Origin of the sequence: Streptococcus sp. HMSC034E12, from assembly GCF_001835915.1 — a bacterium.
Lineage (GTDB): Bacteria > Bacillota > Bacilli > Lactobacillales > Streptococcaceae > Streptococcus > Streptococcus vaginalis.
On sequence record NZ_KV826452.1, the window covers coordinates 67,832 to 93,278 of the forward strand.

Annotated in this window: 28 protein-coding genes, 1 tRNA gene and 1 pseudogene; 24 read left to right on the top strand and 6 right to left on the bottom strand. The window is 39.6% G+C overall.

What is annotated here, in order from left to right:
* Window positions 1–76: 76 nt before the first annotated feature.
* From HMPREF2574_RS07360 to HMPREF2574_RS07375, 4 genes are all read left to right on the top strand, one after another.
* Window positions 77–1,354 (top strand): MATE family efflux transporter, encoded by a 1,278-nt coding sequence (locus HMPREF2574_RS07360; protein ID WP_070584517.1) that lies wholly within the window; start codon window positions 77–79, stop codon window positions 1,352–1,354.
* Entirely contained in the window at window positions 1,351–1,962 is a 612-nt protein-coding gene (locus HMPREF2574_RS07365) for an HAD-IA family hydrolase (protein WP_070812381.1), read from the top strand. Before HMPREF2574_RS07360 ends, HMPREF2574_RS07365 begins: the two co-directional genes overlap by 4 nt.
* A 92-nt stretch (window positions 1,963–2,054) precedes the next feature.
* Window positions 2,055–2,489: a MarR family winged helix-turn-helix transcriptional regulator gene (locus HMPREF2574_RS07370; RefSeq protein WP_024052854.1), complete on the top strand. Its 435-nt coding sequence runs from the start codon at window positions 2,055–2,057 to the stop codon at window positions 2,487–2,489.
* Window positions 2,490–2,502: 13 nt separating this feature from the next.
* Window positions 2,503–2,865 carry a DUF1304 domain-containing protein gene (locus HMPREF2574_RS07375; RefSeq protein WP_070812382.1) on the top strand — a complete coding sequence of 121 codons (363 nt, stop codon included), beginning with the start codon at window positions 2,503–2,505 and terminating at the stop codon, window positions 2,863–2,865.
* Window positions 2,866–3,018: 153 nt separating this feature from the next.
* Here the strand turns inward: HMPREF2574_RS07375 and HMPREF2574_RS07380 are convergent, their stop codons facing one another.
* Complete coding sequence (locus tag HMPREF2574_RS07380; protein ID WP_014293938.1) at window positions 3,019–3,699, bottom strand: IS6-like element IS1216 family transposase; 681 nt, start codon at window positions 3,697–3,699, stop codon at window positions 3,019–3,021.
* A 41-nt stretch (window positions 3,700–3,740) separates the two neighbouring features.
* Here HMPREF2574_RS07380 and HMPREF2574_RS07385 point away from each other — a divergent pair, with 41 nt between their 5' ends.
* Window positions 3,741–4,490 carry a sensor histidine kinase gene (locus HMPREF2574_RS07385; protein ID WP_257374277.1) on the top strand — a complete coding sequence of 250 codons (750 nt, stop codon included), beginning with the start codon at window positions 3,741–3,743 and terminating at the stop codon, window positions 4,488–4,490.
* Window positions 4,491–4,695: 205 nt separating this feature from the next.
* Here HMPREF2574_RS07385 and HMPREF2574_RS07390 read toward each other — a convergent pair whose 3' ends face one another.
* Complete coding sequence (locus HMPREF2574_RS07390) at window positions 4,696–4,965, bottom strand: YbaB/EbfC family nucleoid-associated protein (protein ID WP_024052989.1); 270 nt, start codon at window positions 4,963–4,965, stop codon at window positions 4,696–4,698.
* 250 nt (window positions 4,966–5,215) lie between these two features.
* Here HMPREF2574_RS07390 and HMPREF2574_RS07395 point away from each other — a divergent pair, with 250 nt between their 5' ends.
* The 7 genes from HMPREF2574_RS07395 to HMPREF2574_RS07425 are packed head-to-tail and all read left to right on the top strand — an operon-like array spanning window position 5,216 to window position 11,557.
* Window positions 5,216–6,109, top strand: a complete 894-nt coding sequence (locus HMPREF2574_RS07395; protein ID WP_024052988.1) for a substrate-binding domain-containing protein — start codon at window positions 5,216–5,218, stop codon at window positions 6,107–6,109.
* A 10-nt stretch (window positions 6,110–6,119) separates the two neighbouring features.
* Entirely contained in the window at window positions 6,120–6,965 is an 846-nt protein-coding gene (gene pstC / locus HMPREF2574_RS07400) for a phosphate ABC transporter permease subunit PstC (protein ID WP_024052987.1), read from the top strand.
* Between the two features lie 2 nt (window positions 6,966–6,967).
* Window positions 6,968–7,846, top strand: coding sequence for a phosphate ABC transporter permease PstA (gene pstA, locus HMPREF2574_RS07405; protein WP_024052986.1), 879 nt, complete (start codon window positions 6,968–6,970; stop codon window positions 7,844–7,846).
* On the top strand, window positions 7,839–8,588 hold the full coding sequence (pstB, locus tag HMPREF2574_RS07410; protein WP_070812383.1) for a phosphate ABC transporter ATP-binding protein PstB: 750 nt from the start codon (window positions 7,839–7,841) through the stop codon (window positions 8,586–8,588). Before pstA ends, pstB begins: the two co-directional genes overlap by 8 nt.
* Window positions 8,585–9,238 carry a phosphate signaling complex protein PhoU gene (gene phoU / locus HMPREF2574_RS07415; protein WP_024052985.1) on the top strand — a complete coding sequence of 218 codons (654 nt, stop codon included), beginning with the start codon at window positions 8,585–8,587 and terminating at the stop codon, window positions 9,236–9,238. The genes pstB and phoU overlap by 4 nt, the downstream gene beginning before the upstream one ends.
* On the top strand, window positions 9,235–9,912 hold the full coding sequence (locus HMPREF2574_RS07420; RefSeq protein ID WP_024052984.1) for a winged helix-turn-helix domain-containing protein: 678 nt from the start codon (window positions 9,235–9,237) through the stop codon (window positions 9,910–9,912). Before phoU ends, HMPREF2574_RS07420 begins: the two co-directional genes overlap by 4 nt.
* Window positions 9,905–11,557 (top strand): ATP-binding protein, encoded by a 1,653-nt coding sequence (locus HMPREF2574_RS07425; RefSeq protein WP_070241486.1) that lies wholly within the window; start codon window positions 9,905–9,907, stop codon window positions 11,555–11,557. The genes HMPREF2574_RS07420 and HMPREF2574_RS07425 overlap by 8 nt, the downstream gene beginning before the upstream one ends.
* 105 nt (window positions 11,558–11,662) lie before the next feature.
* On the opposite strand, the pseudogene HMPREF2574_RS10450 reads toward HMPREF2574_RS07425, so the two are convergent.
* Window positions 11,663–12,477 (bottom strand): annotated as a pseudogene (locus HMPREF2574_RS10450) (IS5 family transposase).
* Window positions 12,478–12,722: 245 nt separating this feature from the next.
* On the opposite strand from HMPREF2574_RS10450, the gene HMPREF2574_RS10455 reads away from it, so the two are divergent.
* From HMPREF2574_RS10455 to HMPREF2574_RS07475, 8 genes are all read left to right on the top strand, one after another.
* A complete protein-coding gene (locus HMPREF2574_RS10455) occupies window positions 12,723–13,343 on the top strand; it encodes a hypothetical protein (protein ID WP_024051469.1) in 621 nt (206 codons plus the stop codon).
* Between the two features lie 226 nt (window positions 13,344–13,569).
* The gene (locus HMPREF2574_RS07445; protein WP_024051468.1) at window positions 13,570–14,013 is read left to right on the top strand and encodes a zinc-dependent MarR family transcriptional regulator; all 444 of its coding nucleotides are present in this window, start codon (window positions 13,570–13,572) and stop codon (window positions 14,011–14,013) included.
* Complete coding sequence (locus tag HMPREF2574_RS07450; protein WP_024051467.1) at window positions 14,010–14,714, top strand: metal ABC transporter ATP-binding protein; 705 nt, start codon at window positions 14,010–14,012, stop codon at window positions 14,712–14,714. Before HMPREF2574_RS07445 ends, HMPREF2574_RS07450 begins: the two co-directional genes overlap by 4 nt.
* The gene (locus HMPREF2574_RS07455; RefSeq protein WP_024051466.1) at window positions 14,707–15,513 is read left to right on the top strand and encodes a metal ABC transporter permease; all 807 of its coding nucleotides are present in this window, start codon (window positions 14,707–14,709) and stop codon (window positions 15,511–15,513) included. The genes HMPREF2574_RS07450 and HMPREF2574_RS07455 overlap by 8 nt, the downstream gene beginning before the upstream one ends.
* A gap of 9 nt (window positions 15,514–15,522) precedes the next feature.
* The gene (locus tag HMPREF2574_RS07460; protein WP_070654332.1) at window positions 15,523–17,025 is read left to right on the top strand and encodes a zinc ABC transporter substrate-binding protein AdcA; all 1,503 of its coding nucleotides are present in this window, start codon (window positions 15,523–15,525) and stop codon (window positions 17,023–17,025) included.
* 143 nt (window positions 17,026–17,168) lie between these two features.
* Window positions 17,169–17,636, top strand: coding sequence for a CopY/TcrY family copper transport repressor (locus tag HMPREF2574_RS07465; protein ID WP_024051464.1), 468 nt, complete (start codon window positions 17,169–17,171; stop codon window positions 17,634–17,636).
* A gap of 3 nt (window positions 17,637–17,639) precedes the next feature.
* Window positions 17,640–19,892: a heavy metal translocating P-type ATPase gene (locus HMPREF2574_RS07470; protein WP_070654333.1), complete on the top strand. Its 2,253-nt coding sequence runs from the start codon at window positions 17,640–17,642 to the stop codon at window positions 19,890–19,892.
* Between the two features lie 12 nt (window positions 19,893–19,904).
* Window positions 19,905–20,114 carry a heavy-metal-associated domain-containing protein gene (locus tag HMPREF2574_RS07475; RefSeq protein WP_024051462.1) on the top strand — a complete coding sequence of 70 codons (210 nt, stop codon included), beginning with the start codon at window positions 19,905–19,907 and terminating at the stop codon, window positions 20,112–20,114.
* Window positions 20,115–20,451: 337 nt separating this feature from the next.
* Here the strand turns inward: HMPREF2574_RS07475 and HMPREF2574_RS07480 are convergent, their stop codons facing one another.
* The gene (locus HMPREF2574_RS07480; protein WP_070812385.1) at window positions 20,452–21,312 is read right to left on the bottom strand and encodes an RluA family pseudouridine synthase; all 861 of its coding nucleotides are present in this window, start codon (window positions 21,310–21,312) and stop codon (window positions 20,452–20,454) included.
* A gap of 137 nt (window positions 21,313–21,449) precedes the next feature.
* Between HMPREF2574_RS07480 and pbp2a the strand changes: the two genes are divergently transcribed.
* The 4 genes from pbp2a to nusG all read left to right on the top strand — a co-directional run bounded on the left by pbp2a (window position 21,450) and on the right by nusG (window position 24,738).
* On the top strand, window positions 21,450–23,669 hold the full coding sequence (gene pbp2a / locus HMPREF2574_RS07485) for a penicillin-binding protein PBP2A (protein ID WP_070812386.1): 2,220 nt from the start codon (window positions 21,450–21,452) through the stop codon (window positions 23,667–23,669).
* Window positions 23,670–23,718: 49 nt separating this feature from the next.
* Window positions 23,719–23,871, top strand: a complete 153-nt coding sequence (rpmG, locus tag HMPREF2574_RS10245; RefSeq protein ID WP_003074882.1) for a 50S ribosomal protein L33 — start codon at window positions 23,719–23,721, stop codon at window positions 23,869–23,871.
* Between the two features lie 9 nt (window positions 23,872–23,880).
* A complete protein-coding gene (gene secE, locus HMPREF2574_RS07490) occupies window positions 23,881–24,057 on the top strand; it encodes a preprotein translocase subunit SecE (RefSeq protein ID WP_003071100.1) in 177 nt (58 codons plus the stop codon).
* Window positions 24,058–24,201: 144 nt separating this feature from the next.
* Entirely contained in the window at window positions 24,202–24,738 is a 537-nt protein-coding gene (nusG, locus tag HMPREF2574_RS07495; RefSeq protein ID WP_003027329.1) for a transcription termination/antitermination protein NusG, read from the top strand.
* Between the two features lie 215 nt (window positions 24,739–24,953).
* On the opposite strand, the gene HMPREF2574_RS07500 is transcribed toward nusG, so the two are convergent.
* Both HMPREF2574_RS07500 and HMPREF2574_RS07505 read right to left on the bottom strand, forming a co-directional pair.
* Window positions 24,954–25,024: transfer RNA gene (locus HMPREF2574_RS07500), tRNA-Cys, on the bottom strand.
* A gap of 15 nt (window positions 25,025–25,039) precedes the next feature.
* Window positions 25,040–25,279: a hypothetical protein gene (locus HMPREF2574_RS07505; protein WP_022526394.1), complete on the bottom strand. Its 240-nt coding sequence runs from the start codon at window positions 25,277–25,279 to the stop codon at window positions 25,040–25,042.
* Window positions 25,280–25,447 lie beyond the last annotated feature (168 nt).

The window sequence follows — 25,447 nt, forward strand, 5'->3', positions numbered from 1 at the left end:
GTTTTCAGATTGCAACAGGGTGTAAACAAAATATTGCCAGAAAAGTGTATAATCAAAAGCAGGAGTTTCATGATGTATGACCACTTATAAAAAGATTTTAAATATTGCCCTACCAGCCATGGTCGAAAACTTTTTGCAGATGCTAATGGGAATGGTGGACTCGTATTTGGTAGCGAGTCTCGGTCTCGTGGCTATTTCAGGAGTTTCGGTTGCTGGTAATGTTATTACGATTTACCAAGCTATTTTTATTGCGCTGGGAGCAGCAGTATCCAGTCTCATTTCCAAGAGTTTGGGAGAAGGAGATCGAGACAATCTGGCTTATCACACTAGCGAAGCCATTAAATCAACTCTGATTTTGAGCGTCTTTCTAGGACTTTTCTCGCTTGTTTTTGGACGCCAGATATTAGCTTGGCTGGGAACGGAGCCTGTCGTCGCCAATGCAGGTGGTCTTTATCTGGCTTTAATCGGGGGAACGATTCTCCTTTTGGGTCTGATGACTACGCTAGGCTCCTTGATTCGGGCAACTAGCAACCCTCGCATGCCCATGTATATCAGTTTTTTAAGCAATCTGCTCAATGTCATTTTTTCCAGTCTTGCGATTTTTATTTTCCACATGGGAATTGTTGGAGTGGCGCTGGGCACCATTTTAGCCCGTCTGGTAGGCGTTTTGATTTTATGGAAAGAATTGTCTCTGCCTTTAGCGCCTTGGAGTTGGAGGCTGGATTGGGACTTGTTGCGTTTATCTCTGCCAGCTGCTGGAGAGCGGCTGATGATGCGGGCTGGGGACGTGGTGATTATTGCTATTATCGTTAAGTTCGGGACAGATGCTGTTGCGGGAAATGCAATTGGAGAGGTTCTGACCCAGTTTAACTACATGCCGGGCTTTGGAGTCGCTACTGCAACAGTTATGTTAGTGGCTCATGCGGTGGGGCAGGCAGATTTTCAAACAGTTAGAAAGCTGACGAAGCAGACCTACTGGCTATCTCTTGGACTCATGCTAGCGGTGGCTCTGCTTATTTTTGCACTTGGACAGCCACTAACACATCTTTATACAAAGGATAGCGGCGCTGTAACAGCTAGCTTGTCGGTCATTCTTTTTTCACTTTTGGGTGTGCCTATGACAGCAGGAACAGTCATCTACACGGCTGTTTGGCAAGGATTGGGAAATGCGAAGTTACCTTTTTATGCCACGACGGTTGGTATGTGGCTGATTCGCATTGTGGCGGGTTACTTTCTGGGGGTAACTCTGGGATTAGGCTTGCCCGGAGTTTGGACAGCCACCCTTTTGGACAATGGCTTTCGCTGGGTCTTTTTACAAATTATCTATCAACGGAAAATGAGGAAAATAACATGAGAAAAGCTTTTATTTGGGATTTGGACGGAACCTTGCTGGATTCTTATGATGCAATTTTGGCGGGGATTGAAGAAACCTATACTCATTATGGATTAGACTTTGACCGAGAGGTCATTCGTGCTTATATTTTGCAGCATTCTGTTCAGAAATTGCTGGAGAAAGTCGCAGCAGAAAAAGGTTTAGATGCTGAAGAGATGAACCGTTTTCGAGGTCAAAGTTTGCAAGAGAAAAATGCTCACATTCAGCTCATGGATGGTGCTAAGGCTATTCTTACTTGGGCGCAGGAAGCAGATATTCAGCAGTTTGTCTATACCCACAAGGGGAAAAATGCTTACCAAATTTTGGCGGATTTAGAGATTTTGGATTATTTTACAGAAATTGTGACTACTGCTCATGGATTTGCAAGAAAGCCCGACCCAGAAGGTGTGAACTATCTTGTAGAGAAATACCAGCTGGATAAGATAAGCACTTACTATATCGGCGATCGAACGCTGGATGTGGATGTTGCTTTTAACAGCGGTATTCAATCAATCAATTTCTGTGATTACCGACCAAACATTAATCACAAAATCAACCATTTACTAGAGATTAAACAGATAATCTGTTAAAGAAAGGCAAAATATTTACTTTTCTTTTTTTGATACTCTATAATTGATTTATCAATAATTGACTAGTCAACAAAAAATAGAAAGGAGAATATATGGTTGCCATTCATCACCTGCTGTACCAATTGCATTTAACTGATCAAGCTATCACGCAACTCTTTGAGCAAAAATTAGAAATCAGCTTAACGCAGTACGAGATACTGACCTTTTTATTGGACAATGCTCCATGCAGTCAAGTTGCTGTGCAAGAGGTCTTAAAAATCGATCCTGCAGCCTTAACTCGGCATTTCAAACTTTTAGAAGAGCGCAGTTATGTTCAACGGAGCCGCAATCCCAAAAATCAACGAGAGGTTCTAGTGAGTGTAACGAATGTTGCAAAAGAGCAGCTTTTGCATGAGCCACCGACCTATCATGTAAATGTCAAAAAGCAAATAGAAAAAGTTCTCTCGGATGATGAGCAAAGGACGCTGAGCACTTTATTAGAAAAACTTGTATCTGGCTTAGATCAGATTACTGTAGAAAAATATTAGAAAGAAGAAATGTATGTCACTCATTACTACTATATTAGCTACAATTGTCGCACTGGAACACCTCTATATCTTTTATCTAGAAATTATCGCTACCCAGTCAGACAGCACCAGCCGAGTCTTTAATATGACAAAGGAAGAAATATCTCGCCCGTCCGTCACTTCCTTGTTTAAAAATCAAGGGATTTACAATGCCTTTTTAGCTCTTTTCCTACTATATAGCTTGTATATGTCACATAATTTAGAAATGGTGACCGTTTTTGTTTTGTTTGTTATCGGGGTAGCAGAGTATGGTGCAGCCACAGCTAACAAGAAAATCATCTTGACTCAGGGCGGACCTGCGATTTTAGCTATTCTAAGCATTTTATTGTTTAAATAGCACCAAATATTAACCATTATAAAAATATAAATTAACCACCGTTAATAGTTTGTGCTATAATATATAATAGAAATAATTCTACAATAGAAAGAGTGATAGGGTTCTGTTGCAAAGTTTTAAATAAAGAATAAAATCCCTTACGGTATCTATGATTTAAGCTGGGATTCCCAATAATACCTTGATTTCAGTACAGACCGAAAACCCGAAGAGAGTGCCTTCTTTTCGGGTTTTCTTATATAATCCTCGGATGGCTTCCATACCTTTAATCGTGGTAGAGGCAGTGCGTAAACTTCGATAGAATTTATTGCGTCTCTTTACTGGACGATGGTCTTGTTCAATCAAATTATTCAGGTATTTAATGGTACGATGTTCTGTCCCTTGATAAAAGCCGTATTCTTTTAGTTTCTTAAAGGCACTTGTAATAGAGGGGGCTTTATCTGTGACTACAACCTTCGGTTCATCAAACTGCTTCACTAACCGCTTAAGAAAAGCATAGGCTGCTTGTGTGTCCCGTTTTTTACGTAACCAAATATCCAAGGTTAAACCATCTGCATCGATGGCTCGATACAAATAATGCCATTTTCCTTTAATTTTGATGTACGTTTCATCCATTTTCCATGAATAAAAGGATTTTTTATTTTTCTTTTTCCAAATTTGATAGAGTCGTTTGCCATATTCTTGCACCCAACGATAAATCGTCGTATGAGAAACGTTAATGCCACGATCATATAAGATTTCTTGAACTTCACGATAGCTAAGGTTATAACGAAGATAGTAGCCCACGGCTACAATAATCACATCCTGCTGAAATTGCTTTCCTTTAAAATGATTCATCGTCATTCCTCCTGCTATCTTTTTCTATTATTCTACCTTATTTGATAGTAGATTTAAAACTTTGCAACAGAACCCTGACAAGTATTGAAGAATTAAGAGCTGAAAATGTAAAAAGGGCGGCGCGTGAAGAGGAGCAGGCTGATTTTTTGCGAATAACTGCTCACGAGTTAAAAACGCCCATTGCTAGTATGTTAGGTCTTGTAGAGGGCATGATTTATAACGTCGGAGAGTTTAAAGATCACGAGACTTATTTGAAGAAATGTCGAGACATTTTGCAAGAGCAATCACAGTTAGTTTGTTCCATCTTGGAAGCCACAAATTTGGATCTCAGTTTGAAAGTTAAGCAAGAGCGAGTTGATTTGAAAGAACTGATAGAGCAGTATTTGACGCCCTATGAGGCACTTACAAAAGTCCATTCTTACCAATTCATCGTAAATCTTGAGCCAGTATGGGTCAGCCTTAATTCAACTTATTTTGTAAAAGCAATAAAGAATCTTTTGGATAATGCCTTTCGTTATACAAAGGAAGGAGGGGCTATCCGAGTAAGTTTAACGGAGCATTATCTACGAATTGAAAATCAAGCAGAGCATTTACCTGACAAGGAAGAACTAGACAAATTATTTCTTCCGTTCTATCGTCCAGATTTTAGCAGAGCTAAAGAAGATGGGGGGACAGGGGTAGGACTTTACTTGGTCAAACAAATTCTGGAAAAACAAGGTTTTTGTTACCGATTGGAGCAAGAAAAAGAATTTCTTCAATTTACAATTTGGTTTGTAGATCCCTTGGACTAATACTCAATGAAAATCAAACCATATCATGACAAATAGAAATGGACTGGCTCTGCCAATCCATTTTTGTTTTCTAGAATGGTAATTTACCTGCAAATGCTCCCATTGTTTTTTTATAGTAGATTGAATCTAGAACAGTACGCCATGGTTGCTAAAATATTTCTATACATTAATTTGACTTTCCTAATCAATTTGTTCACATCTTATTTCAATCTACTATAGTTGCTTCGTCAATTTGGCTGAGTGCATCATTGATGGCTTGTGCAGTCATATCTTGTAGGGTTTCGACATCCTCAGGATCAACGACAGCTTCTTTATAATCAATGGAAACCAGTTTTTTATCACCTGTGAAAGTTACGGTAACGAGCTCTTGAGCTGATTTACCAGTGAAATTTGTTTCTGCCAACTCAGCTTGTTTCTTTTCTAGCTGTTTTTGCATTTTTTGTGCTTGCTTCATCATTTGCTGCATATTCATCATAAGATTTTTAAGATTCCTTTCGTATCAAGGGTTTAGACTCTCTGGTTAAATTTTCGTTGCCTTATTTTGCCTTTTGGGTATTTCTTAAAGCTTCATTTATTATAGCATTTTTTAAAGCAACTGCCTATTTAACTGTGTGAGAACAGCGAGCGTTTGGTGCTGATTTTACAAAAACTTTACAAAAGTATGGTAATAGATTTGATGTTTGCTCTCTATAATGGTCATTGTAAAGATTTTAAAGGAGAACATCATGAAAAAATGTAAATTGTTTTCAGTACTGGCTTTAGCTGGTTTGACGGCTCTAGTGGGACTTTCAGCTTGTGGTAAATCAAACGGGGGCTCTTCGTCTGCTTCTTCATCTGCATCTGGTAATATCAGCGTTGTTTCCCGTGAAGATGGTTCAGGGACGCGCGGCGCCTTTGTTGAACTTTTCGGAGTCCAAGAAGAGCAAAATGGTGAAAAGGTTGATTTGACAACGGACAAAGCCATTGTTACTAACTCGACCTCTGTTATGCTAACGACAGTAGCTGGAGATAAGTCAGCCATCGGCTATGCTTCGCTAGGTTCTTTGGATGATACCGTCAAGGTTTTGAAAATTGATGGTACTGAAGCAAGTGTTGCCAATATTAAATCCGGAAGCTACAAGATTTCTCGACCATTTAACATTGTTACCAAAGATAAGATAAGTGAAGCTGCTCAAGATTTCATCAACTTTATTTTAAGCTCTGGTGGTCAAGCTGTCGTAGAAGAAAATGGTTACATTCCACTTGACGATACCAAAGCTTATAAATCTTCAGTTGATTCTGGCAAGATTGTCGTTTCAGGATCAAGCTCTGTCACACCAGTTATGGAAAAATTAAAAGAAGCTTATAGCAAAGTCAATTCTAAGGTTGAAGTAGAAATTCAACAAAGCGACTCTTCAACTGGTATCACAAATGCTATTGAGGGAACAGCTGATATTGGAATGGCGTCACGTGATTTGAAAGATGAAGAAACCTCTAAAGGAGTCAGCTCAACAGTTATTGCGATGGATGGTATTGCTGTTATTGTTAATAAAGATAACAAAGTTGATGGCTTAACAAGCGAACAAGTCAAGACTATTTTTACAGGTAAGACAACAAGCTGGGACGGTCTTTCAGACTAAGGGGTCATGAATGAATCATACAAAAGAAAAAATGATGCAAGCGGTATTTTTCCTTACCGCCTGCATTTCTGTTCTATCCGTACTACTAATCTGCCTCTTTTTGTTTTCGAGTGGGATTCCTGCTATTCACAAAATTGGCTTAGGTAACTTTCTTTTCGGGACGGTATGGAGACCGGCTAATAATCTTTTTGGTATTTTTCCAATGATTGTAGGCTCACTTTATGTGACAGCAGGGGCTCTTATTGTTGGAGTACCCGTTGGAGTTTTGACAGCAGTTTTTATGTCTTCTTTTTGTCCTGAAGTCATCTACAGACCACTCAAGGCGGCTATTAACCTCATGGCAGGAATTCCATCGGTTGTTTATGGTTTCTTTGGTTTGGTTGTTTTAGTTCCCTTTGTTCGTGATAACATCGGTGGCTTTGGCATGGGGGTTCTTACCGCCTCGATTTTGCTTGGTTTGATGATTTTACCAACTATTATCAGTGTTTCTGAGGCTGCTATTCGTGCTGTTCCCAGGTCGTATTATGAAGGTGGTTTAGCTCTGGGGGCTTCCCATGAGCGTAGCATCTTTTTTGCGGTACTGCCAGCAGCGAAGCGAGGAATTTTGGCGGCTGTCATTTTAGGGGTTGGACGTGCAATCGGAGAAACTATGGCAGTTATCATGGTTGCAGGTAACCAAGCTGTCTTGCCAGATTCCTTGACATCAGGAGTCAGAACTATGACAACCAATATTGTTATGGAGATGGGTTACTCTAGTGGTCTTCACAGAGAAGCTCTCATAGGGACAGCTGTTGTTCTCTTTATATTTGTCCTAATCATTAATATCAGCTTTTCGTTGTTACATAAAGAGGAGTGAGTATGGAAAATATCAATCACCGCAGTTTCAAGCAAAATTGGCAGTCACGTCGGCGGGATCTGGTGTCACTAATTTTGTACTTTTTAGTTTATGGGGCTGCTTTGGCAACTTTTGTAGGTATTGCTTTCACGGTAGGCTACATTCTGGTTAAAGGCTTGCCCAATTTAAACATGAGTTTGTTTGCTTGGACTTACAATAGTGAGAATGTCTCTCTGTTACCGGCCTTAATCAATACGATTTTTATGACCATATTGGCATTAAGTGTTGCCGTACCTATTGGTATAGGGGCTTCTATTTATTTGGCAGAATATGCGCGCCGGGATAACCCTTTTGTTAGTGTTATTCGGATCGCAACCGAAACGCTCTCTGGGATTCCCTCCATCATCTATGGACTGTTTGGTGCCCTTTTCTTTGTTAAGTTCGCTCACATGGGACTTTCCTTGCTGTCAGGAGCTGTTACACTTAGTATCATGATTTTGCCTCTGATTATGCGAACAACAGAGGAAGCTTTGCTTTCGGTACCAGACTCTTATCGTGAAGGGGCTTTTGCACTTGGAGCGGGCAAACTTCGAACAATTTTTAAAATTGTCCTTCCTAGCGCCATGCCGGGAATTTTCTCAGGAATTATTTTAGCGATCGGGCGAATTGTGGGAGAATCGGCTGCCTTGATTTTTACGGCAGGTACGGTTGCTGAAGTGGCTAAGAGTGTTTTCAGTTCGTCACGGACTTTGGCTGTGCATATGTATGCCATCTCAGGAGAGGGACTTTATGTCAATCAAACCTATGCTACAGCAGTTGTTCTCTTAGTATTAGTTATTATCATTAATCTAGTGTCGGGTTTGATTGCTAGACGATTAGGAAGTAAAACAAGCGATGAATAAAATAGAAATTAAAAATTTGGATCTCTACTATGGAGACTTTAAGGCTTTAAAAAACATTAATTTGGAAATTGCCAGCAATGAAATTACAGCTTTCATTGGTCCATCAGGGTGTGGAAAATCGACCTTACTGAAAAGTCTTAACCGAATGAACGATTTGGTGAAAAATTGCCGCATTACTGGAGAGGTCACATTAGATAAAGAAGATGTGTATCGCGATTTGGACATCAATGTCCTTCGTAAAAAAGTAGGTATGGTTTTTCAAAAACCAAACCCATTTCCGATGAGTATCTATGACAACATTGCCTTCGGGCCTCGAACTCATGGCATTCACAATAAAGTTCAATTGGATGAAATTGTGGAGCGTTCCTTAAAACAAGCCGCTATCTGGGATGAAGTCAAAGATCGCCTCAATAAATCTGCTCTTGGAATGTCTGGTGGTCAACAGCAACGGCTTTGCATTGCTAGAGCTTTGGCCATTGAACCTGACGTCCTCCTCATGGATGAACCAACAAGTGCCTTAGATCCGATTTCAACAGCAAAAATTGAAGATTTGGTTATTGAACTCAAGAAGAAATATACTATCGTCATGGTGACCCACAACATGCAACAAGCTGTGCGAATTTCTGATAAGACAGCATTCTTCCTATTGGGAGAAATTGTTGAGTACAACAAAACAAGCCAACTATTTTCAATGCTACAAGACGAACGCACAGAAAATTATATAACAGGGAGATTCGGATGATACGCTCAACCTTTGAAAATCAACTGCATGCACTCAATACCAATTTAATTTTGATGGGGTCTTTATGTGAAGATATCATTTCAAAATCCTTAATGCCCATCAGTGAAAATGATCAGCATCTGGTCAATGATGTCAGTAAAACCTATCAAAAAATTGAGCAGATGGAAAGAGATATTGAATCACAATGTCTTAAACTATTGCTTCGTCAACAGCCAGTAGCCAAGGATTTGCGACGTATTTCAGCTGCCTTGAAAATGGTTTATGATATGAAGCGTATTGGTGCACAATCTGCTGAAATTGCTGATATTATTGGTGATGGTCATGTTCATGAAGGAGCTGAGTTTCGCCATCTCAAGCAAATGGTTAAACACGTTGTCAATATGGTAACAGACAGTGTGGATGCCTTTGTCCATGATGATGAGGCTTTAGCTTTAAAAGTTATCCAAAAAGATGTCACAGTGGACAAAGAATTTGATACAATAAAGGCAAGTTTAATTGCCCATATTGCTGAACTTGGAAATGATGGTGAATATACTATTGATGTTTTGATGATTGCCAAATATTTGGAAAGAATTGGTGACCATACCGTCAATGTCGCTAAGTGGGTAATTTTTTCAATCACTGGTGAACTGAATGGAGAAGAAACATGATTTACTGCGTTGAAGACGATGATGATATCCGAGAACTGATGCTTTATACTTTACGAACAGCAGGGTTTGAGGCTCAGGGTTTCCCTGACTCCCTTCTATTTTGGAAAGCCATGGAAGAAGAGCAACCAAAACTTATACTGTTAGATATCATGCTGCCTATAGATGATGGATTGACCATTTTGAAATCCCTACGCGAAAATGGCATGACAAAAGATATTCCAGTAATCATGACAACTGCCAAAGGAACAGAATTCGATAAAGTCAAAGGATTAGATTTGGGCGCAGATGACTACTTGGTTAAACCTTTTGGTATGATGGAAATGATTTCTCGCATTAAAGCAGTCCTCAGACGTACATCCAATCAGGAACAGGAAACTCATTTGACAATAAAAAATCTCGCTCTGGATTCAAAAAATTACACGGTTAGAAAAAATGGGCAAAAAATCGAATTAACTCTGAAAGAATTTGAACTGCTATCTTTATTGATGTTAAATCCTGACCGTGTTTTTACACGGCAGGAACTTTTGGATAAAGTTTGGGGAGAACACTTTATCGGAGAAACACGAACAGTTGATGTCCATATTGGGACCCTTCGCATGAAACTTGGAGATGCTAGTCATCTGATTAAGACAGTTCGTGGCGTTGGTTATCGTTTGGAGGTAACAGATGATTAAGAAAATCTTTCGTTCAACTTTTTTTGCCACGCTAGGCGTTCTTCTGGTGACCCTATTTATGGTTGTTGGCTTGCTTTATGGTTATTTTACTCAAGTACAAAAGGAGCAGTTGCAGACGGAGACAGCCTTAGCTGCTCAAGGGGTTTCTCTAGAAGGCCAAGATTATTTTAATGAGCTCAAAATGTCAAATGTCAGAATCACTTGGGTTGACAATCAAGGAAAGGTTCTCTATGATAATGAGTCCGATGCACAGACCATGGACAATCATGCTAATCGAGAAGAAATCAAAGAAGCTTTGAAAGATGGTTACGGTGAGAGTGTTCGCTACTCGAAAATTTTAACCACTCAGTCTCTTTATTCTGCTCAGCGCTTGGATAATGGAACTGTTATTCGTTTATCTGTGACTAGACATAGTATTTTAGTGCTTTTGTTTCGGATGGTCCAGCCTTTAGCTCTTATTCTTGTATTGGCCTTCTTCCTCTCTCTATGGCTTTCACGTTCTATTGCTAAGAGTGTCGTGGAACCATTGAATCGGCTGGATCTTGATCATCCACTTGAAAATGATGCCTATGAAGAAATTTCCCCCCTTCTAAGACGGATTGCCAGACATCAAAAGGAAGTCACTGAGCGAGAAGTTGTGATAGAGCAACGTCAATCAGAATTTGACACCATTATTTCTAAAATTAAAGAAGGCATGATTTTGTTAGACAATAACTGTCGCATCATCAGTATCAACCAAGCAGCACAGGATATTTTACAGACTGATCGAACGTGTTTGGGAAAAGATATGTTACAAATTATCCGTAACCTATCACTAAATAATTGGCTTGAAAAAGGTCTTCAAGGTCGCAAGCAAGAAGGGATTTTGCAATTAGATGACTCGCATTACAAAGTTATGGTGCGTCCTATTCAGTCTGAGGATAAGGTGACTGGTTTAGCGCTTCTTTTCTTTGATGTCACAGAGCAACTTCAGGCAGAGCAGCTGCGCCGTGAATTTACAGCAAACGTTTCTCATGAACTGAAAACACCTTTGCATCTGATTTCTGGGTATTCTGAAATGTTGGCTAGTGATGTTGTTGCGCAAAAAGATGTTCCACAATTCGCTGAGAAAATCCACAGTGAGTCTCAACGTATGATTCAGTTGGTAGAAGATATTATTAAACTGTCACATCTTGATGAGTCAGAAGAGTTAGCTATGGAACCCATTAATCTCTATCAGATATCAGAGGAAGTCTTAGAGAGTCTATCTGCTAAGGCAAATGAACGTCATATCAACTTGCATTTATTAGGGAAACCAGCTTATATTACCGGTAATCATGCCCTTATTCATTCCTTGATTTATAATCTTTGTGATAATGCTATTATCTATAACCGTGATAAGGGAGATGTGACTGTCGGTATCACCTCGAATGAGGACAAGATTGTTCTGACGGTACAAGATACAGGAGTTGGGATTGCCAAAGATGAGCAGGAACGTATTTTTGAGCGTTTCTATCGGGTTGATAAGAGTCGCTCGAAGAAGTTGGGTGGCACTGGCCTGGGGCTATCCATTGTCAAGCATGCGGTCAATCAACATCATGCCGATATTAAGATGGAAAGTCAGCTAGGATTAGGAACTAAAATGACCGTGACCTTTCATAAATAACCCTCTTTGAAAATTAAACGCAGATGCTTGTGACTTGATTTGAGGAGTGAAAACCTCCAACGGAAGTTTTTAGCCTGTCATTCCAAAATTAGACTTGTTTGGTAACTACATCATCTCGTGGTTGATGATGCCACAAATCAACTCAGCTCTTAATTCAAACCGTTTTCTACGATTACGATAGGGCTGTGCCATGATTTGAAAGGTTTTAAATTTTGCATTAAAGTGCTCAACTTCAATACGCATTTTAGCTATCTTGCGATTCAACTGCTTATCCTCTTGGGTTAAGGGGTGATGTTTAGAACGCTTAGCAGGAATAAAGGTATTTTCGTGAAATTTCAAGATGCCTAAATACCCTAAATCTACGAAAACAAGGGTATTTTGGGGCAAACTATAGCCAATACTCTCTTTAAAAAGGGTAAAATCATGCGTATGGCCATCTGAAAAAGCCAATTGACAAGCACGATGGCTAGTCAAATCAAGCATGATTTGAGTTTTTATGGTATGTCTTTTCTTTTTACCAGAATAATTCTTGCTTTGGTTTTTTTAGGGCGTTGAATAGGACTTTCAGTGACATCAATGGCAACAGTGGCGCTAGGTGCTTCCAAGTGGTCTAAATCAAAGAGACCTGAAGAACGAAGGGTGTCCTCTACCCATGTAATGGTCTCATTGACAGTTGCCACACCTACACCAAAATCAAGTGCCAACAAGCGTTGAGTGGGGTAATAGCGTAAGTAGCGCAAGGTCATGATAAGTTGGTCTTCCATACTTAGACGGCGTGGGCGTCCTCCTTTTCGGTGTTGCTCTTGATAAGCGTCAGTGAGACAATCAAGCATCAGTTGAAACGTCGCTTTTTTAACACCTATCAACAATTTGAAATTCTCTGAGTTTAATTTTAAGGCTTTTTCGTATGTTGTTTCCATAGCTTTAGTATACCACTTTTGAGTTACCGAACAAGTCTAATTTTTTCTCTTTCAATAAGACTTTTCATTTGCCTAGAAGCACCAACATTGTTTGCTAATTCTTCTTGATTTAAATTATATCTAGCACGATACTTTTTTAACTTACTCTTCAAAACCATCAGACAAATTTTCACCCTTTATTTTAGTCATATCAGAGTCACGTTTACTACGCTGATACGCTCCATCAAACAAGGTTGATTCTTTATATGGGAAATCATACGCATGATGAATGTTTAAAACGATATGGCTTGTACCAACAAAAGATATTGCTTGCTTCCCAGGTGATGGTAAGAACTCATTCTTTGAGAATTCAGATTGGAAATGTACTGCGAGTATTGAAAAAGTTTGTTCTTTCGGTACTAGTCATAGCACTGACTTCTATCAGTCTATCTCGTGTTGTAACTTTTGTGTTTCGGAGAAGTATTTTATGTGAGATGTGGCGTGTGCTATCCATTTTTGTTTTGTATCCGGCTTTATTTTTCCTTTTACCTTATATTTTTCCGACGGATTCAACGGATTCTCCGATAGGAAGTTACCTTCTCATTCGGAAAACAGAGAGTCAGACGATTTATTATTCAACTCTTTCTTTGAAAATCTTTTATAAAGGTGAGAAGATGTTGTATCGGCAGCAGCTCTATTTATTAGTAAATAGCTGGGTGAGTAAGAAGAGTGTTCATTTTTTGCAGTACCGTTCGGTGGAAACGGGTGTTTCGTATTACTTTGTTTGGCAGCCACATACAAACTTGTTATGGTTGAATGGTGCGTCACCGCAGGAATTTATCCGAGATGGAACGAAAGACTATATCAAAAGCTTGGCAAATAAATGAGTTACTAGTTTAGAAGGTACTGGATTTGAAGGGTTGAAGCATCCTAAAGAAGATTCAGAGCCATTTTCGTGGAAAAAACGAACGCGAAAGAAGCTATATAAAGGTTTGAAATGATATTCAAGCCTTTTTTGATAGGAGAGAAGCTGAAATTTTCACTTGACTCTTTTTTTCTTTATGATATACTTAACTAGTAAAGAATTAACTGGTTAATCAGAAAAGGAGCAACATGAGTCAATTAGCACATGAAATGGATCATTTCTTAAATGAAATCATTTTAAAAGCCGAGAATCAGCATGAGATTTTGATTGGTTCTTGTACAAGTGAAATGCCTTTGACAAATACCCAAGAGCACATCTTAATGTTGCTGTCTGAGGAGTCATTGACAAACTCAGAGTTAGCAAAGTGCTTAAACGTCAGTCAGGCAGCTGTAACAAAGGCTATCAAATCGCTCATCAAACAAGAACTGCTAGAACCCTTCAAGGATCAGAAAGATGCGCGTGTTATTTTTTATCGGTTGACAGAATTAGCGAAGCCAGTTGCCGCGGAGCATCATCAGCATCATCAGCATACATTGGAAATTTACGAAAAAATCGCCAATCAATACACTCCTAATGAGCAAGCAACCATTCAAAAATTCTTGGGAACCTTAGTAGGAGAAATCGGAAAATGAGATATATCACAGTTGAAGATTTGTCCTTCTATTATGACAAAGAGCCTGTGTTGGAGCATATTAACTATTATGTGGATAGTGGTGAGTTTGTGACTTTGACAGGTGAAAATGGAGCAGCAAAAACGACCTTGATCAAGGCTAGTCTTGGGATTTTGCAGCCTCGATTTGGTAAGGTGACGATTTCTAAGACGAATACAGCTGGCAAGAAGTTGCGGATTGCTTATCTGCCGCAGCAAATCGCTAGTTTTAATGCGGGTTTTCCAAGCACCGTCTATGAATTTGTTAAATCAGGTCGGTATCCGCGTAAAGGATGGTTTCGTCGTTTGAATGCGCATGATGAAGAACATATCAAGGTCAGTCTGGGCGCCGTTGGCATGTGGGAACATCGAGACAAGCGGATTGGCTCGCTTTCGGGTGGGCAAAAGCAGCGGGCGGTCATTGCACGAATGTTTGCTTCGGATCCGGATATTTTTGTCTTGGATGAGCCGACAACGGGGATGGATGCTGGTAGCAAGGATGAATTTTATGATTTAATGCACCATAGTGCGCATCGGCACGGCAAGGCTGTGCTGATGATTACGCATGATCCAGAGGAAGTTAGAAAATATGCGGACCGCAATATTCATTTGGTGCGAAATCAAGATTCGCCATGGCGGTGCTTCAATGTTCACGAGAGTGATCAGGAGGTGAGCCATGTTTAATTTACTAACTTATGATTTTATGCAACGGGCTTTTCTGGCTGTGATTGCTATGAGTTTGTTCTCACCTGTGTTAGGAACGTTTTTAATTCTACGTCGTCAAAGTTTAATGAGTGATACACTTAGTCATGTGTCGCTTTCAGGAGTTGCATTTGGCTTGGTATTGGGTATTTCACCTACAATTTCAACAGTCATTATCGTGATGATTGCGGCAGTTTTTCTAGAATATTTGCGCACTATCTACAAAGATTTCATGGAGATCGGAACAGCCATTTTAATGTCGACAGGACTTGCTATTGCTTTGATTGTGATGAGCAGGGGCAAAAGCTCCAGTTCCATGAGCCTAGACCAATATTTGTTTGGTTCTATTGTTACGATTAGTACGGAGCAGGTGATTTCGCTGTTTGTTATTGCGGCGATTGTACTTGTGTTGACTTTTCTCTTCATTCGGCCAATGTATATTTTGACCTTTGATGAAGATACAGCCTTTGTGGACGGTCTACCTGTGCGTACTATGTCTATTCTATTTAATATCGTGACAGGTGTTGCCATTGCTCTCATGATTCCAGCGGCAGGTGCGCTGTTGGTATCGACCATTATGGTGTTGCCGGCAAGTATTGCTTTGCGACTTGGGAAAAATTTCAAGTCGGTCATTTTATTAGCGAATTTTATTGGATTTGTAGGTATGATTGCTGGATTGTATATTTCTTACTATGCTGAAACGCCAGCCAGTGCAAGTATTACGATTATTTTTGTCGGTGTATTTTTAATAGTGAATCTATTAAAAAAATTTATCAAATAGGAGTGAAAAATGAAGAAAATTGGTCTATTAGTAGCAAGCTTACTAAGTCTCTTTTTAGTGGCTTGTTCCAATCAAAAAAGTGCAAATGGGAAATTAAATGTTGTCACAACATTTTACCCAGTTTATGAATTTACCAAGCAAGTAGCAGGCGATACTGCCAATGTCAAACTCTTGATTGGTGCAGGAACAGAACCGCACGAATACGAGCCTTCTGCCAAAGCAGTTGCAACGATTCAAGATGCAGATGCTTTTGTATATGAAAATGAAAATATGGAAACTTGGGTACCAAAATTGCTTAAAACCTTGAAAAAAGGTAAAGTGAATGTGGTGAAGGCGACTGGGAAGATGTTGCTACTTCCTAGTACAGAAGAGGAAGGAGATCATGATCATGGTAAAGAAGGACATCATCATGAATACGATCCTCATGTATGGTTATCACCAAAACGTGCTATTAAAATGGTGGAAAATATTCGTGACAGCTTAAGTAAACGCTATCCCGATAAGAAAGCGACTTTCCAAAAGAACGCAGCAGCTTACATTAAGAAATTAGAAACTCTGGATAAGGAATACACAGCGGGATTGGCAAATGCCAAACAAAAGAGCTTTGTGACACAGCACGCAGCCTTTCGTTATTTAGCGTTAGACTACGGTTTGAAGCAAGTGCCTATTTCAGGACTTTCACCAGATAGTGAGCCTTCAGCGGCACGTTTGGCTGAATTGACAAAATATATTAAGAAAAACAATATCAAGTACATTTACTTTGAAGAAAATGCTTCTCAAGCACTGGCATCTACTTTGGCAAAAGAAACGGGTGTGAAGTTAGATGTGCTTAATCCGCTTGAAAGTTTAACTGAAAAGCAAACAAAAGATGGAGCAGACTACATTTCCATCATGCAATCAAACTTGAAAGCTTTGAAAAAGACGACAGATCAAGCTGGTACTGAAATTTCTGCTGAAAAAGAAAAAAATACAAAGACTGTACAAAATGGCTACTTTGAAGATAGTGCTGTCAAAGACCGTACGTTGTCTGACTATGCAGGTCAATGGCAATCCGTTTATCCATATTTGCAAGATGGAACTTTAGACCAAGTCTTTGATTACAAAGCAAAATTAAGCGGTAAGATGACAGCTACTGAGTACAAAGCGTATTATGAAAAAGGCTACAAGACAGATGTGTCTCATATCAATATCACAGATAAGACTATGGAATTTGTAGTCAACGGACAAAAGAAGAAATATACTTATAAATATGTTGGTAAGCATACATTGACGTACTCTAAAGGAAACCGAGGCGTGCGTTTCATGTTTGAAGCGACAGACCCAGATGCAGGTAAGTATAAATATGTTCAGTTTAGCGACCATAATATTGCACCAACGAAAGCAGCGCATTTCCATATCTTCTACGGCGGTGAAAGCCAAGAAGCCCTCTTTAACGAATTAGAAAATTGGCCAACTTACTACCCAACGAAATTAAGTGGACAAGAAATCGCTCAAGAAATGCTTGCGCATTGATAAAACCACAAATTTTTATACAGAAAGAGAAAAATCGAGTTGAGCAATCTTCTCGATTTTTTTGCTTGACAAACTCTGATTACAGATGTAAACTATAAAAGAATCGAAAATTACAATTGTAATCAAAAAAGAGATGAAACAAAATGGAACAACAAAATATTAGTCAGGCAGAATGGCAAGTTATGCGTGTTTTGTGGGCGTATCCTCATAGCAGAAGTACTGAGGTGGTGGAGCGTTTAGAAGCTGATTTTGATTGGAAACCGGCTACTGTTAAAACCTTACTTAATCGTCTGAAAACCAAAGAGTTTATTTCAATGGAAAAGATTGAGGGGAAATTTTACTATGATGCGTTAATTTTAGAAGATGAACACTTGGAAAATAGTTGGCGTACCTTGCTTGGTAATATGTGCAATACCAAGCATGGCGATTTAGTAGTTTCAATACTAGAAAGCAATCAATTCAGTCAAATAGATTTGTCTCGAATCCTAGATGTTGTAAAAGAAAAGCAGGTACAAGCGCCGGAGACGATTCAGTGCAATTGTCCACCAGGTCAATGTACTTGTGGTGCGCATTGTCAAGATGACACGAATCAATCGAAAATGGCGGAGTAAGAAATGGAAAAAGACAAAAAAGAGTATAAATTATCCGGCATGACCTGTGCAGCTTGTGCGATGACCATTGAAATGGTCGTCAACGATTTGTCAACAGTAGAAGAAGCCATGGTGAACTTGGCGACGGAAAAATTGACAGTTTTTCCAAAAGAAGGATTTGCAAGCGAGCAAGTCTTAGACGCTGTGAAAGAAGCGGGCTACCAAGCGACAGAAAAGGGAGAACAAAGGCAGTCTGATTATGCGAAGCAAGTCACTGAAAAGCAAGAAAATGTGCGCCAAATGGCGCGTCAGATTTGGTTTGCGGCAGGAGCGACCGTGCCACTCCTCTATATTTCAATGGGGAGCATGATTGGCTTGCCGTTACCCTCCTTTTTAGATCACATGACGCATCCCATTGCCTTTGTATTGGCGCAATTTTTCCTTACTTTGCCAGCGATTTGGGTTGGTCGCGGTTTTTATGTACGTGGTTTTCGGAATTTGGTAAAACGGCATCCAAACATGGATAGTTTGATTGCTGTAGGAACGAGTTCAGCCTTTCTGTATAGTTTGTACTCGGTCGTTCAAGTTTTACTGGGGCATCATACTTTTGTACACCAGTTGTATTTTGAATCAGTTGGTGTGATTATCACTCTTGTTTTACTGGGGAAATATCTGGAAGCCAATGCCAAGGGTCGAACCTCACAAGCGATTCAAAGTTTGATGAGTTTGGTACCCGACCAAGCGACCGTTATTCGCTATGGCGAAGTCGTAACAATTGATACAGAAGACATCAAGGTTGGAGATATTGTGCGGATTAAACCGGGAGAACGTATGCCGGTAGACGGTATGGTTATCTCTGGACAGACCTATGTAGATGAGTCCATGATGACAGGTGAAAGTGTTCCTGTCGAAAAAAATGTCGGAGATGTGATTACCAGTGCCACTATGAATCAAACGGGTTCTATTGACTATGAAGCAACTAAAGTCGGTTCGGACACAACTTTAGCTCAGATTGTTCATTTGGTAGAGGAAGCGCAAGGCTCGAAAGCGCCTATTGCGGCTATGGCAGATAAGATCTCGCTCTATTTTGTACCAATTGTCTTGAGTTTGGCAGTTTTAGCAGCTTTGTTGTGGTATTTTCTGGCGGGAGAAAGTTTGCAATTCTCGCTTTCTATCTTTATTGCGGTGTTGGTCATTGCTTGTCCCTGCGCGCTTGGGCTAGCTACTCCGACGGCTATTATGGTCGGCACGGGGAAGGGTGCTGAAAATGGCGTCTTGATTAAGTCGGGGCAGGCTCTTGAAGCGACTCATTTGGTAGATGTTGTCGTTCTGGATAAGACAGGTACGATTACAGAAGGGAAGCCAAGTTTGACGGATGCGTTGACTTTTGGTGATGTCACACGGGAAGAATTGCTACATTCGCTTGCAAGTAGTGAGCAACATTCAGAACATCCGCTGGCAATTGCTATTTTAGAAGTCGCTAAAGCGGAAGCTATACCATTAGCATCGGTAACAGATTTTCAAGCGATTTCAGGTAAAGGGATTATAGCTCAAGTAAAAGCTCAAGAAATTCTAATTGGGAATGAAAACTTAATGAGACAATACCAAGTCGAGCTCGGAGAATATATCTCTGACTTGATTTTCTTATCGCATCAAGGAAAGACGGCTATGTTTGTTGCTTTGGATAGACAATTGGTTGGGCTGATAGCAGTCGCTGACCAAATCAAAAAAAATAGCTGTAAAGCTATTGCTGAATTGCAAAAAATGGGCTTAGAAGTGGTGATGCTGACAGGGGACCGTGAGGAAACAGCTCAAGCCATTGCAAGAGAAGCTGGTGTCAATCAAGTCATTGCAGGAGTATTTCCGGACGGCAAAGCAGATATCGTCAAGAATTTGCAAGCGCAGGGGAAAAAGGTTGCCATGGTGGGTGACGGGATCAATGATGCACCTGCTCTGGTGCAAGCTGAAGTCGGGATTGCGATTGGTTCTGGAACGGATGTGGCTATTGACTCAGCCGACATTGTTTTGATGCACAGCGACCTTTTAGATGTGGTGACAGCCATTCGCCTCAGTCAAGCCACGATTAAAAATATCAAAGAAAATCTTTTCTGGGCTTTTGCCTACAATACCTTAGGAATACCAATCGCAATGGGTCTCTTATATGTATTTGGCGGTCCGCTGCTTAATCCTATGCTAGCCGGCCTTGCCATGAGCTTTAGCTCTGTTTCTGTCGTTACCAATGCACTACGTTTGCGGCGCTTTAAAATAAAATTATAAAAGGAGCTCATCATGAAACAAATTGTTACTTTAGAAAATATATCTTGTCAAAATTGCGTAAAACACGTCACTGAGCACTTCCTAAAATTAGAAGGTGTATCGGATGTCCAAATTGATTTAGATACAAAGGTTGCTACTGTCACGACCGATCACACTCACAGTGCAGAAGATTATCAGGTGGCACTTGCTAAAACAATTTATAAAGTTGTTACTGTTGCATAGAAAAATGAGGCTGGGCAAAAAGTGTCCCAGTTTCTATTAGAATTAGTAATAAACGAATAACGTAGCTTCAACAATTCACTGAATTGTTGAAGGCGGGAAATCAGCCTTGCACAGCAAGCCACTATGATTGCTCAAAGCACTGCTTTGAGGTGGCAGATAAAACTTGCGAAGCAAGTATCAAAGCTGTTCGCTTTTCAAGCTCGGAAGAGTACGTTTGACGAAAACTTCGTTTTCTTCATCTACAACCTTAAACAGCTTGATAACTGTTTAAGCACTCTTGCGGGGGTGGGACTACGAACTAAAAATTTTCAATTTTTAGTTCGTAGTCCCATTATTTTTAAATCAATCCTTTCTCAAAGCTCTGAGAGCTGGCTTCGACACTAATTTTTTCAAGCGTAAAAGGATGTGTGAACGTTAAGCGATGAGCATGGAGCATGAGACGTTTTGCTTTTTGCGGATTGTACAATGGATCGCCAACGATAGGATGCCCATGATGAGCAAGGTGTACACGGATTTGATGAGTTCGCCCAGTTTTAAGTAGACACTTGATAAGGGTGTTGTTTCCAATTTCTTTGAGCTTATTGACCTGCGTTTCAGCGTATTGACCGTTTTTGTTATCCACTAGCCGTTTTCGCCGATCGTGACGGTCACGCCCGATTTTATCTGTATAGATTTGACGTTTTTTGGGGAATACTCCTTGTACCAAAGCCCAATATTCACGCGAAATTTCCTTGTTTTCTAGCAACCGATTTAAGATTGGCAAGATAAAAGGATTTTTAGCAAAAAGGACAGCCCCACTAGTTTCCTTGTCCAAGCGATGAACGACATAGCACGTACTTCCAACATAAGCAGAGACATGATTTAAAAGTGCCAGCTCTGCCGGTTCATTGGCATGTGTTTTCATACCTTCAGGTTTATTGACAATGATGATGTGTTCATCTTGGTATAATTCTTCCACAAGATTAGCTTTGCCCATTAAAATAGACTTTTCTGGATAATCTTCTTCGTCAAAAATCAATGTAATTTTATCATGTGGGTGGATAATGCTCTGCCAGTTAATCGGTTTTTGATTGACGAAGACATGTTTTTTGATACGCAAAAAATGGCGAATCTTCCGTGGAATCAAAAAATGTTCTTCCAGCAGTTCTTTGACTGTCATCTCTGGTAGACCTTGTGGAATCGTAATTGTAAAATGCATGATTTTATTGTAACAAAATAGTAGATGATTGCAAATAGTCAGCTAACTCTTGAACAATTTCTTAAAGTTTTCTAAACGAAACGCTTGATAAGAGGTCCTTTCTTGTCTGGATATGGAGAAGGTGATAGAATAGGGATATGAAAAAATTGAGTGAATTATTTGAAATAGTAGTGAATCATTTTAAAAAGGACAGTCCTGAGCGCCACCATCAAGAGGTGACAGAGGTGGAAGAAAGCGAATCACATTTGAGCCGGTCTGGAAAAAGTCGGAAAAAGCCGATTTCTCAACACCCATTTCGTCGATTTTGGCGTCGCTATCACCTGACGAAGATTGTCTTGATTTTGGGACTTGGTTTTGGTTTGGTGACAGGAGGCTATCTCTTTTATGTTGCCAAATCCACTAATGTGAATGATTTGCAGAATGCTTTGAAAGCAACAACAGCTATTTATGATAAGGACGGCAAAAAAGCTGGAAGTTTGTCAGGGCAAAAGGGAACTTACGTAGAGTTGTCCCAGATTAGTCCGAATTTGCAACATGCTGTCATTGCGACAGAAGACCGTTCTTTTTATAAAAATAGTGGGATTAACTATAGTCGTTTTATCATGGCGATTTTGACAGTGGGACGTTCGGGTGGTGGATCCACCATTACGCAGCAATTAGCCAAAAATGCTTACTTGTCTCAAGATCAGACTATTGAGCGGAAAGCAAAGGAATTTTTCCTCGCCTTAGAGTTAACCAAGAAATATAGTAAGAATCAGATTCTCACTATGTACCTCAACAATTCTTACTTTGGGAATGGTGTGTGGGGTGTAGAAGATGCCTCTAAAAAGTACTTCGGCGTATCTGCCAGTCAGTTGACCCTCGACCAATCTGCTACTTTAGCAGGAATGCTCAAAGGACCGGAACTATATAATCCGCTTGCTTCTATAAAAAACGCAACGAATCGACGCAATACCGTTTTACAAAATATGGTAGCAGCAGGTTATATCAATCAAAATACTGCAAACCAAGCAGCAGCAAATGGTTTAGGTAGTCAACTGGTAGATACTTATACAGGAAAATCGGCAGATTATCGTTATCCGTCTTACTTTGATGCGGTTATCAATGAAGCAGTGCGAGATTATGGCTTAACAGAAGCTGATATTGTCAATAACGGCTATCGCATTTACACAGAGCTCGATCAAAATTACCAAGCTAGCATGCAAGTCATTTATGACCGTAAAGATTTATTTCCACAAGCAGCAGATGGTACACGAGCTCAATCAGGAAGTGTAGCACTTGATCCAAAGACAGGTAGTGTTCGTGCTCTTGTCGGCCAAATCAATAGTACCAGTGCTGGTTTTAGAAGTTTTAACTATGCCACACAATCTTCAAGAAGTCCGGGCTCTACCATTAAGCCCTTGGCGGTTTACAGCCCTGCAGTTGCAGCAGGTTGGTCCATCAATAAAGAATTGGATAATAGTACAACAACGTATGGAAATTACACCGTGAATAACTATGCTGGGATTCAATCCAGTCCGACTGTGCCAATGTATCAGGCTTTAGCGCAATCCTTAAATATTCCAGCGGTTGCTGCTGCTAATGAATTGGGACTGAAAAAAGTTTTTGAATATGGTAAAAAATTTGGCTTGAATATGGATAAAGTGGATCAGACTCTTGGGGTGGCTCTCGGTAGTGGCGTAACAACCAATCCGCTACAAATGGCACAAGCCTACTCGACTTTTGCAAATAATGGTGTTATGAATGATGCTCATTTGATTACCAAAATTGAAAATGCTAGTGGACAAGTCGTTAAAACTCATAAATCCACCTCGACCCGAGTGCTCAACCGCTCAACAACAGAAAAAATGACTAGTATGATGCTGGGAACATTTACCAATGGTACAGGTGTTTATGCAGCTCCTTACGGCTATGACATGGCTGGGAAGACAGGGACGACAGAGACTGACTTTAACCCAGATTTATCAGGAGACCAATGGGTTATTGGTTACACGCCAGATGTGGTTATCAGTCAGTGGTTAGGTTTTCCAAAGACAGATGAAAATCATTATCTGACAGGCACAAGTGCCAATGAAGCTTCAGCTATTTTCCGAAGTGTGGCAAATAGTATCTTACCGTATACAAAGGGTACGAAGTTCGGTGATGAAAATGCCTATGCAAAAAATGGTATTGCACCGGTTGATACGAGTGGTACAAATAACACTACGAATCAAAGTGACAATCGTTCAGATGTCTTGAAAGATGTGCAAGATAAAGCTAAGAATTTGGTTGACCAAGCTAAGAAAGCAATTGACGATGCTAAGATTCCTGAAAAAGCACAGAATTTTTGGGACACGGTTAAGAGTTGGTTCCAATAGACTTGTCAAAAATGGGCTTTCTTGATATAATAAACAAGATGGAGGCGTTATGGCACTAAAAAAAGCGAGTCTGGCGTGTACGGTTTGTGGATCGAGAAACTATTCAATCAAATTGAGTAGTACGCCAAAACCAAAACGTCTGGAAGTAAATAAATATTGTAAACATTGCAGTAAATATACAATTCATAAAGAAACTAGATAGGAGAAAGTTGTGAAATTCATCAGAGATACATTTCAAGTGTTAAAAGATACAACTTGGCCAACTAGAAAGCAAAGCTGGATAGATTTTATCTCAGTCATGGAATACACCGCTTTCTTTGTTGTTATTATTTATCTTTTCGATCTCTTTGTTACAAGAGGTTTAGTACGATTGTTAAATATCTTTTAATTTTTAACCTGCTTGCTATTTGTCAAGTAGGTTTTTATTGTAAAAAATAGCAGTTAAAAGGTTGCATTGGCTATTTTTATGGTATAATAGGGCTAGAAAGAAACCGAAGCCCACAGGCTTTTTTATTTAGGAAAGGAAGAACTCATGGACAGTTTTGATAAAGGCTGGTTTGTCTTGCAGACATACTCAGGGTATGAAAATAAAGTAAAAGAAAATCTTTTACAACGTGCACAAACCTATAATATGTTGGAAAATATTTTGCGCGTAGAAATTCCAACGCAAACGGTACAAGTGGAGAAAAACGGAAAAACCAAAGAAGTTGAAGAAAATCGTTTCCCAGGTTACGTCTTGGTAGAAATGGTGATGACAGACGAAGCATGGTTCGTCGTACGGAACACACCAAACGTAACAGGCTTTGTCGGCTCACATGGAAACCGCTCTAAACCAACACCGCTTTTGGAAGAGGAAATTCGCCAAATCTTGATTTCAATGGGACAAACCGTTCAAGAATTTGATATTGATGTGAAAGTTGGCGATACCGTACGTATCATTGACGGCGCTTTTGCAGATTATACGGGTAAAATCACCGAAATTGACAACAACAAAGTGAAAATGATTATTTCGCTATTCGGGAATGATACAGTTGCCGAAGTAAATCTAAACCAAATTGCTGAATTATAATCAAAAAGTGAGCTAGAAATCAATTTTTATAGTTATTGGTTTTGGCTCATTTTTTGTGCTATTTTGATGAAAAATAAACTCTTGTTGAAAATGTTTGCCTCAAATTCATCCACCAACTTCATTATATTTGACCTAATTTAACCGAACAAAAAAATAAAAAAGCCCGACTTTACGGGCTTTTCATTCGGTTAATTCCTGATAAGTCAGGTACTGAAAGGCGGTAGACGGATTTGAACCGACGATCAAGCTTTTGCAGAGCCGTGCCTTACCACTTGGCTATACCGCCACAACGTTTATTATTTTATCCTAAAAAATCGTTTTCGTCAAGAGTGTAGATTGGTTTCTCTTTGTAAAATTTTAGTGTTTTCCGATTAAATTTAATCATTAAAGTGGTGAAATTATCATTTTGATAAGCCAAAGAAAAGGTTGGATTGATAGTTTTTCTTGCTTTAGTTAAGGTAACAATAAGATAAACTTGTTTAGCTGAACCAACTGACTTCAAAAATATCAGCCACCATCTTCCTAAAAGTAAAGAAGTCATAAGTTAATTTCTCGTTACTTGCTTCCTTTTTTTAATAATTATATCCATCTCATATGACATTTCTAAAATTAAATGTTTGTATTTTTGGCTATGGGAACTTCTTTAACAAAAACAAATAAATGTTGCCAGCTATCAAATTGGAAGAAAAAGTTTAAGAAAAATAAAAAA

What these genes read in the sequence shown, in the direction of transcription:
- HMPREF2574_RS07360 (WP_070584517.1), top strand. Translation starts at nt 77, where the DNA reads ATGACCACTTATAAAAAGATTTTAAATATTGCCCTACCAGCCATGGTC.
- HMPREF2574_RS07365 (WP_070812381.1), top strand. Translation starts at nt 1,351, where the DNA reads ATGAGAAAAGCTTTTATTTGGGATTTGGACGGAACCTTGCTGGATTCT.
- HMPREF2574_RS07370 (WP_024052854.1), top strand. Translation starts at nt 2,055, where the DNA reads ATGGTTGCCATTCATCACCTGCTGTACCAATTGCATTTAACTGATCAA.
- HMPREF2574_RS07375 (WP_070812382.1), top strand. Translation starts at nt 2,503, where the DNA reads ATGTCACTCATTACTACTATATTAGCTACAATTGTCGCACTGGAACAC.
- HMPREF2574_RS07380 (WP_014293938.1), bottom strand. Translation starts at nt 3,699, where the DNA reads ATGAATCATTTTAAAGGAAAGCAATTTCAGCAGGATGTGATTATTGTA.
- HMPREF2574_RS07390 (WP_024052989.1), bottom strand. Translation starts at nt 4,965, where the DNA reads ATGATGAATATGCAGCAAATGATGAAGCAAGCACAAAAAATGCAAAAA.
- HMPREF2574_RS07395 (WP_024052988.1), top strand. Translation starts at nt 5,216, where the DNA reads ATGAAAAAATGTAAATTGTTTTCAGTACTGGCTTTAGCTGGTTTGACG.
- pstC (WP_024052987.1), top strand. Translation starts at nt 6,120, where the DNA reads ATGAATCATACAAAAGAAAAAATGATGCAAGCGGTATTTTTCCTTACC.
- pstA (WP_024052986.1), top strand. Translation starts at nt 6,968, where the DNA reads ATGGAAAATATCAATCACCGCAGTTTCAAGCAAAATTGGCAGTCACGT.
- pstB (WP_070812383.1), top strand. Translation starts at nt 7,839, where the DNA reads ATGAATAAAATAGAAATTAAAAATTTGGATCTCTACTATGGAGACTTT.
- phoU (WP_024052985.1), top strand. Translation starts at nt 8,585, where the DNA reads ATGATACGCTCAACCTTTGAAAATCAACTGCATGCACTCAATACCAAT.
- HMPREF2574_RS07420 (WP_024052984.1), top strand. Translation starts at nt 9,235, where the DNA reads ATGATTTACTGCGTTGAAGACGATGATGATATCCGAGAACTGATGCTT.
- HMPREF2574_RS07425 (WP_070241486.1), top strand. Translation starts at nt 9,905, where the DNA reads ATGATTAAGAAAATCTTTCGTTCAACTTTTTTTGCCACGCTAGGCGTT.
- HMPREF2574_RS10455 (WP_024051469.1), top strand. Translation starts at nt 12,723, where the DNA reads ATGGGAAATCATACGCATGATGAATGTTTAAAACGATATGGCTTGTAC.
- HMPREF2574_RS07445 (WP_024051468.1), top strand. Translation starts at nt 13,570, where the DNA reads ATGAGTCAATTAGCACATGAAATGGATCATTTCTTAAATGAAATCATT.
- HMPREF2574_RS07450 (WP_024051467.1), top strand. Translation starts at nt 14,010, where the DNA reads ATGAGATATATCACAGTTGAAGATTTGTCCTTCTATTATGACAAAGAG.
- HMPREF2574_RS07455 (WP_024051466.1), top strand. Translation starts at nt 14,707, where the DNA reads ATGTTTAATTTACTAACTTATGATTTTATGCAACGGGCTTTTCTGGCT.
- HMPREF2574_RS07460 (WP_070654332.1), top strand. Translation starts at nt 15,523, where the DNA reads ATGAAGAAAATTGGTCTATTAGTAGCAAGCTTACTAAGTCTCTTTTTA.
- HMPREF2574_RS07465 (WP_024051464.1), top strand. Translation starts at nt 17,169, where the DNA reads ATGGAACAACAAAATATTAGTCAGGCAGAATGGCAAGTTATGCGTGTT.
- HMPREF2574_RS07470 (WP_070654333.1), top strand. Translation starts at nt 17,640, where the DNA reads ATGGAAAAAGACAAAAAAGAGTATAAATTATCCGGCATGACCTGTGCA.
- HMPREF2574_RS07475 (WP_024051462.1), top strand. Translation starts at nt 19,905, where the DNA reads ATGAAACAAATTGTTACTTTAGAAAATATATCTTGTCAAAATTGCGTA.
- HMPREF2574_RS07480 (WP_070812385.1), bottom strand. Translation starts at nt 21,312, where the DNA reads ATGCATTTTACAATTACGATTCCACAAGGTCTACCAGAGATGACAGTC.
- pbp2a (WP_070812386.1), top strand. Translation starts at nt 21,450, where the DNA reads ATGAAAAAATTGAGTGAATTATTTGAAATAGTAGTGAATCATTTTAAA.
- rpmG (WP_003074882.1), top strand. Translation starts at nt 23,719, where the DNA reads ATGGCACTAAAAAAAGCGAGTCTGGCGTGTACGGTTTGTGGATCGAGA.
- nusG (WP_003027329.1), top strand. Translation starts at nt 24,202, where the DNA reads ATGGACAGTTTTGATAAAGGCTGGTTTGTCTTGCAGACATACTCAGGG.
- HMPREF2574_RS07505 (WP_022526394.1), bottom strand. Translation starts at nt 25,279, where the DNA reads ATGACTTCTTTACTTTTAGGAAGATGGTGGCTGATATTTTTGAAGTCA.